Source organism: Canicola haemoglobinophilus (genome assembly GCF_002015075.1).
In the GTDB taxonomy this organism is placed as follows: Bacteria; Pseudomonadota; Gammaproteobacteria; order Enterobacterales; family Pasteurellaceae; genus Canicola; species Canicola haemoglobinophilus.
This window is the reverse complement of record NZ_MUXZ01000007.1, coordinates 65,841-72,169: the sequence shown is the minus strand read 5'-3', so window position 1 is coordinate 72,169 and position 6,329 is coordinate 65,841. Positions and strand designations below refer to the sequence as shown.

At 38.1% G+C, this 6,329-nt stretch carries 4 protein-coding genes; 2 read left to right on the top strand and 2 right to left on the bottom strand.

The window, feature by feature from the left end; genetic code table 11:
* Nucleotides 1-175: 175 nt before the first annotated feature.
* Entirely contained in the window at nucleotides 176-1,036 is an 861-nt protein-coding gene (locus B0186_RS02835; protein WP_078217882.1) for a phosphoribosylaminoimidazolesuccinocarboxamide synthase, read from the bottom strand.
* Between the two features lie 178 nt (nucleotides 1,037-1,214).
* On the opposite strand from B0186_RS02835, the gene prfC reads away from it, so the two are divergent.
* Both prfC and B0186_RS02825 read left to right on the top strand, forming a co-directional pair.
* Nucleotides 1,215-2,804 carry a peptide chain release factor 3 gene (prfC, locus tag B0186_RS02830; protein WP_078217881.1) on the top strand — a complete coding sequence of 530 codons (1,590 nt, stop codon included), beginning with the start codon at nucleotides 1,215-1,217 and terminating at the stop codon, nucleotides 2,802-2,804.
* Nucleotides 2,805-2,852: 48 nt separating this feature from the next.
* Nucleotides 2,853-3,803, top strand: a complete 951-nt coding sequence (locus B0186_RS02825; protein ID WP_078217880.1) for an SLAC1 family transporter — start codon at nucleotides 2,853-2,855, stop codon at nucleotides 3,801-3,803.
* Between the two features lie 90 nt (nucleotides 3,804-3,893).
* Here B0186_RS02825 and plsB read toward each other — a convergent pair whose 3' ends face one another.
* Complete coding sequence (gene plsB, locus B0186_RS02820; RefSeq protein WP_078217879.1) at nucleotides 3,894-6,329, bottom strand: glycerol-3-phosphate 1-O-acyltransferase PlsB; 2,436 nt, start codon at nucleotides 6,327-6,329, stop codon at nucleotides 3,894-3,896.

The window sequence follows — 6,329 nt, the reverse complement described above, 5'->3', positions numbered from 1 at the left end:
CGTTAAGTTGAAATAGGTGTTTACACAGAATTTGGGATGGGGTCTTTAGCCTTTGATGCTCCAAGATTGAATATGTTCTTTTGCTCCTGAAATATTAGCTAATAGCCAAATTCTACAAAACTACAAAACGAAATAGAGGAATATAAAACTCCTCCAAATTCCACCGCACTTCCAATTATTTTGTTAATAAATCCAAGGCTTCTTGATATTTATCAACGGTTTTTTGAATAACATCTGCTGGGACTTTTGGCGCTGGGGCTTGTTTGTTCCAACCACTGTTTTCTAACCAATCACGTACAAACTGTTTATCAAAAGACGGAGGATTTGTGCCTTCTTGATAGGTTGCTACTGACCAAAAACGGCTTGAGTCTGGGGTTAACACTTCGTCCATTAACGTTAATACGCCATTTTCATCTAAGCCAAATTCAAATTTGGTATCACAAATAATAATGCCTTTTGTTAGGGCATATTCAGCAGCTTCTTTATATAATGCAATGGCTTTTTCTTTCACTTGTTTAGCAAGTTCTGCACCAATTAATTCTTCACATTCTGCATAACTGATATTGATATCGTGGTCGCCTACTGCGGCTTTGCTTGATGGTGTGAAAATAGGTTCTGGCAATTTGCTCGCTTCGACTAAACCTTCTGGCAATTCTAAGCCACAAATTGTGCCTGTGGCTTTATAATCTTTCAGGCCTGATCCCGTTAAATAACCACGCACAATACTTTCAATTTTGATTGGGGTGAGGCGATTACAAACCACTGCACGATCTTTAACTAAATCAGCTTCTTCTTTAGGCAATACATCATAAACGGTTTCGCCCGTAAAATGATTTGGCATTATATGAGCTAATTTTTTAAACCAAAAATTAGAGATTTGAGTCAGAATTTCTCCTTTACGAGGAATAGGATCATCTAAAATCACATCGAATGCCGACAAACGATCTGTTGCAACCATTAACATACGTTGATCATCAATTTCGTATAAATCACGAACCTTACCCGAATAAATTTTTTTCAAACTAAGTTGTGTCATATGCTTACCTTTTTGGCTTATTAATAAAATCAGGCGCTATTCTACCTCAGCCCACTTTAGTTACGCAAACGATTACGTTAATTTTAATACTAGGATATAAAACATAAAAAGATTGAGAAGAGTGTTATTTTAGGGGAAAATATGCAGCTCTAAATTCACTGATAAATCATCTTAAAAAATGTCTTTAAATAATTATCCACAACAAGTTAACAAACGCCGCACTTTTGCGATTATTTCTCACCCCGATGCGGGTAAAACCACTATCACAGAAAAAGTATTACTGTACGGAAATGCCATTCAAAAAGCAGGCTCAGTAAAGGGCAAAGGTTCACAGGCTCATGCTAAATCTGACTGGATGGAAATGGAAAAACAACGTGGGATTTCTATTACTACTTCTGTCATGCAATTCCCTTATAACGATTGTTTAGTCAATTTGCTTGATACACTGGGACATGAGGATTTCTCGGAAGATACCTACCGCACTTTAACGGCGGTTGATAGCTGTTTAATGGTGATTGATTCGGCTAAAGGGGTTGAAGAACGTACAATTAAGCTCATGGAAGTCACCCGTTTGCGTGATACGCCAATTTTGACTTTTATGAACAAACTTGACCGTGATATTCGTGATCCAATGGAATTATTAGACGAAGTAGAAAGTGTACTGAATATCCATTGTGCACCTATTACTTGGCCGATTGGTTGCGGTAAATTATTTAAAGGGGTTTATCATTTATATAAAGATGAAACCTATTTATACCAAACAGGTCAAGGGCATACCATTCAAGATGTGCGTATTGTGAAAGGGTTAAACAGCCCTGAATTAGATGCAGCAGTCGGCGAAGATCTGGCACAACAACTACGTGATGAATTGGAATTAGTGAAAGGTGCGTCTAATGAATTTGATCATGATTTATTTATTAGCGGTGAATTAACGCCAGTTTTCTTTGGTACCGCTTTGGGTAACTTCGGGGTAGATCATTTCCTTGATGGTTTAACTGAATGGGCACCAGCACCGCAAGCTCGTCAAGCGGATAGCCGTTTAGTTGAAAGTGCGGAAGAAAAATTAACAGGTTTTGTGTTTAAAATCCAAGCTAATATGGATCCAAAACACCGAGATCGTGTCGCCTTTATGCGTGTGGTGTCGGGTAAATATGAAAAAGGCATGAAACTGAAACATGTGCGTATTGGCAAAGATGTGGTGATTTCGGATGCACTTACTTTTATGGCTGGCGACCGCTCCCATGCTGAAGAAGCCTATGCTGGCGATATTATCGGCTTACATAATCATGGCACTATTCAAATTGGCGATACCTTTACACAAGGGGAAGATTTAAAATTCACAGGTATTCCTAACTTTGCCCCTGAATTATTCCGCCGTATTCGTTTAAAAGATCCACTCAAACAAAAACAATTACTTAAAGGCTTAGTACAACTTTCTGAAGAAGGTGCGGTGCAAGTTTTCCGCCCATTAACAAACAATGACTTGATCGTTGGTGCGGTGGGTGTACTTCAGTTTGATGTGGTGGTTTCTCGCTTAAAATCGGAATATAACGTTGAAGCTATTTATGAAGCCGTAAATGTGGCAACAGCTCGTTGGGTAGAATGTGCTGATGCGAAAAAATTTGAGGAATTTAAGCGTAAAAACGAACAGCATTTAGCCCTAGACGGTGGCGACAACCTCACTTATATCGCACCAACAATGGTGAATTTGAATTTGGCACAAGAACGTTACCCTGATGTAACCTTCTTTAAAACCAGAGAACATTAATCTACAAAGAGCGGAAGGATTTTCGCTCTTTTTCTTTGTTAATTAAAAATGATGACATCTGAAACTAAACCATTTTTCATGCCAACAGGGCATTTTTCTATGTCTTTAGGATTAGGCGGCTTAACATTGGCTTGGCGACAAGCAGAAATGTTATTTCCTTATGCTAGCTTGGTTGAGCAAGATTTGACCATTTTATCCGTGGGAAGTTGGGCTCTATTTATATTGCTATACCTTTACAAAATATTGAAATACTATGAGCAAGTACAGCAAGAGCTTAGCGATCCTATTCGTGTTTGCATTCTGGCACTTATTCCTCTTAGTTCAATGGTGATTGGAGCAATATTGTATAAAAATTATGCTTTAGTGGGGAAAAGCCTGATTTTGCTTAGCGTTGCTGGACAAACAATTTTTAGTGTCATTTATATTGGGGGCTTTTTAAAAGGCAAAAGCTTCAATGAAGAAGCAATACAGCCCACCTTCTATCTACCAACCATTGCGGTTAATTTTACTAGTGGTGCTTGTTTAGCTTTAATTGGCTTAGTGGATTTAGCTTATGTTTATTTAGGCACAGGCTTTCTTTCTTGGATCTTTTTTGAGCCAATTATGCTACAACGCTTACGCTTAAATGAATTCTATGCTCCACTACGCCCAACCCTTGGCATTGTATTAGCCCCTGCATTTGTTGGCTCTTCTGCTTATTTGTCAATCAACGGCGGCGAATTAGATCTTTGGGTAAAATTACTTTGGGGATATGGCTTATTACAGCTCTTTTTTATGTTACGCCTTTTGCCTTGGATTGCTGAAAAAGGCTTTACCCTCTCTTTCTGGGCATTCTCATTCGGTTTGGCTGCAATAGCAAATGATGCAATAGTTTTTATCAACAAAGGAAATTATCCAATTATTGGCACCGCACTTTTTGTGTTCGCCAATATGGGTTTTGCTTTCTTGCTGATAATTACGCTGAAAACTTTGTGGAAAAGGGAGTTTTGGTTGAAGTAAAAAAATTGATCTAGTGAGCATTGCCACTAGATCAATTTAAACGAAATAGCTAGATATAATGTGCAAAATCTTAACTTTGCTCTCTACACATTAACTCTCTTGTATTTCTTCATTTTTTCCTACCGCACTTTTTATGGTTAATTGAATTTCAGTAGAAATAATTCTGTCGAGAATATCGCTTATCTCATTCAATTTATCTGTGATAGCAACGCCATTTTCATCAAAATAATCATTGGATTTTAAGCTACCAATAAACGCCGAGAACACAGCTTTATCGAAAAACTCTGGCGCATTAATCCCATGCAATACGGATAAACGCTGCGCAATAGATTGACTTTCTTTCTCTAAAGTCGCTCTTGCAATAGTTGGATCATCTTGCAAAATACTGATTGTAATGTAGTAACGTTGTAAAATTTCACGTACGCCAGCCATCCACAATTGCAAGGTTCTTACTCTCTCTTTATTAATTGAAATAAAGTTTTCTGCACATTGAATTAGTCGTTGGCGGTTAAACTCAGCAATAATTTTTTCAACTTGCTCATCTAATTCATCCGCAGCGAAATGTAAAAATAACTCTCCTTTTAAGAATGGGTAAATTTTACTGACCGCCTCTAACACTAAATCCTTTTGGATTGCGCCATGATGAAACACAATGCTTGCCACTAAAGAAGGTAAAACAAGAAGGTGTTGGATATTGTTACGATAATAGGTCATCAGTACAGCAGCTGAGCGCTCTAAACGTAACATTTCGCCAAAATTATCTTTTTCTACAATTAATCCAACTCGTTCTAGCCCCAGTACATGCTCAAGCATTTCTTCCGGTTTTTCACTTGGTACAATAACATCCTTAGCATAAGGGACCTTTTGTAAAAAGAGCTGATAACTTTCTAATTGCTCTAAAAGCTGTTCACGTGATAATGCACGCTGGCGAGAAGATAAAAGTGCGGTGCCTGTTAAGTTCATCGCATTTACTGCCGCTGCCTTATTGATATTAGTCATCACTTGATTTGACACTGCATCAACCGCTGTACTAAACCATTGAGGGCGCTCCTCTTGTAAATCATCTTTCCATTCAGGGAAATGCTGATTTAAATAATTACTTAATGTAATAGGTTCACCAAAGTTTACATACCCTTGTCCTAAGTTACGCAATTTACGAATAACTCGTAGTACTAAACCTGCATTTTCTTTCTCTTTTGCTGCACCACGAAGCTCTTTTGCGTAAGTATCCACTTCCAATACATGTTCATAACCCACATAAACAGGCACAACAGAAATTGGTCTAATTTGACTTTGTTGTAATGCTTGCAATGTCATCGACATCATGCCCGTTTTCGGTGCTAATAGACGCCCCGTTCTAGAGCGACCTCCCTCAATAAAAAACTCAACGGAGTAGCCGCGATGGAACAATTCAGCTAAATACTCACGGAAAATAGTGGAATATAAACGATTTCCTTTGAAAGTGCGGCGAATAAAGAAGGCACCTCCACGGCGGAACATGGTGCCTACTGGCCAGAAGTTGAGATTAATACCTGCGGCAATATGTGGTGGTACTAAGCCTTGATGATATAGCACATAAGATAATAATAGATAATCAATATGGCTGCGATGACAAGGCACATACACAATTTCATGTCCGTCCAAAGCTAATTTACGTACACGATCCGCATTTTGTACATCGATACCTTGATACAATTTATTCCATAGCCAGCCTAAAAAACGATCTGCAACACGCAATCCTTCATAATTTACGTTTGCAGCAATCTCATCCAAAATTTTATAAGCTTCTTTATGTGCTTTTTCTTCACTTATCTTCTTACTTTTAGCTTCATCTGCGATTGCATTAAGAATTGCTGGCGACTGCAGTAATTTATTAAACATCGCTTGGCGATTTGGTAAACGAGGACCTGTAGCAGACATTCTTTGCTTAGAAAAATGGATTTTTGCAACACGAGCTAATTTCAATGCAATACTCTCATCCGTTCCATGTTCCTCGACCATATAACGAAGAGAAACAGCTTGTGAAAAACGGACAAATGTATCACGCCCAAACCAAATAGCCGCTGCTGTTTTCTGAACACTGTTTAACAAGCGAAGCTTTGGTAATCCGCCTTGTTTTTCATGACCCGGAGAACGTCCCCATAGCACTGAAACTGGCACTAACTGTACGTTTAAATCCGCTAAAGTGCGGTGCAATTCAAGATATTTTTCAAAGACTTGAATTGTTTCTGGTTTAGCGACTTTCGATTTAAAGAAACGACGTCCTTCATCTAAAAAAACATAACGAGGTAATTTTTGACCTGCTAATTCATTAATCTCTAAAGGATCTGGCAAACCCAAGCTTAAACAGTTGCGGCGAACAATAACAAGATCCGTTTGTGAGGTATAAGGCAATAAATAAACAATGGGTTGATTAAGATCTAATGCTAATTCTTCAATAGGTTTTTGAGGTATAGGATTATTTTTTACTAAAAAAGAGAGGGGTAAAGATAATAGGTTACGATAAAAATTAAGAATACTTGACAT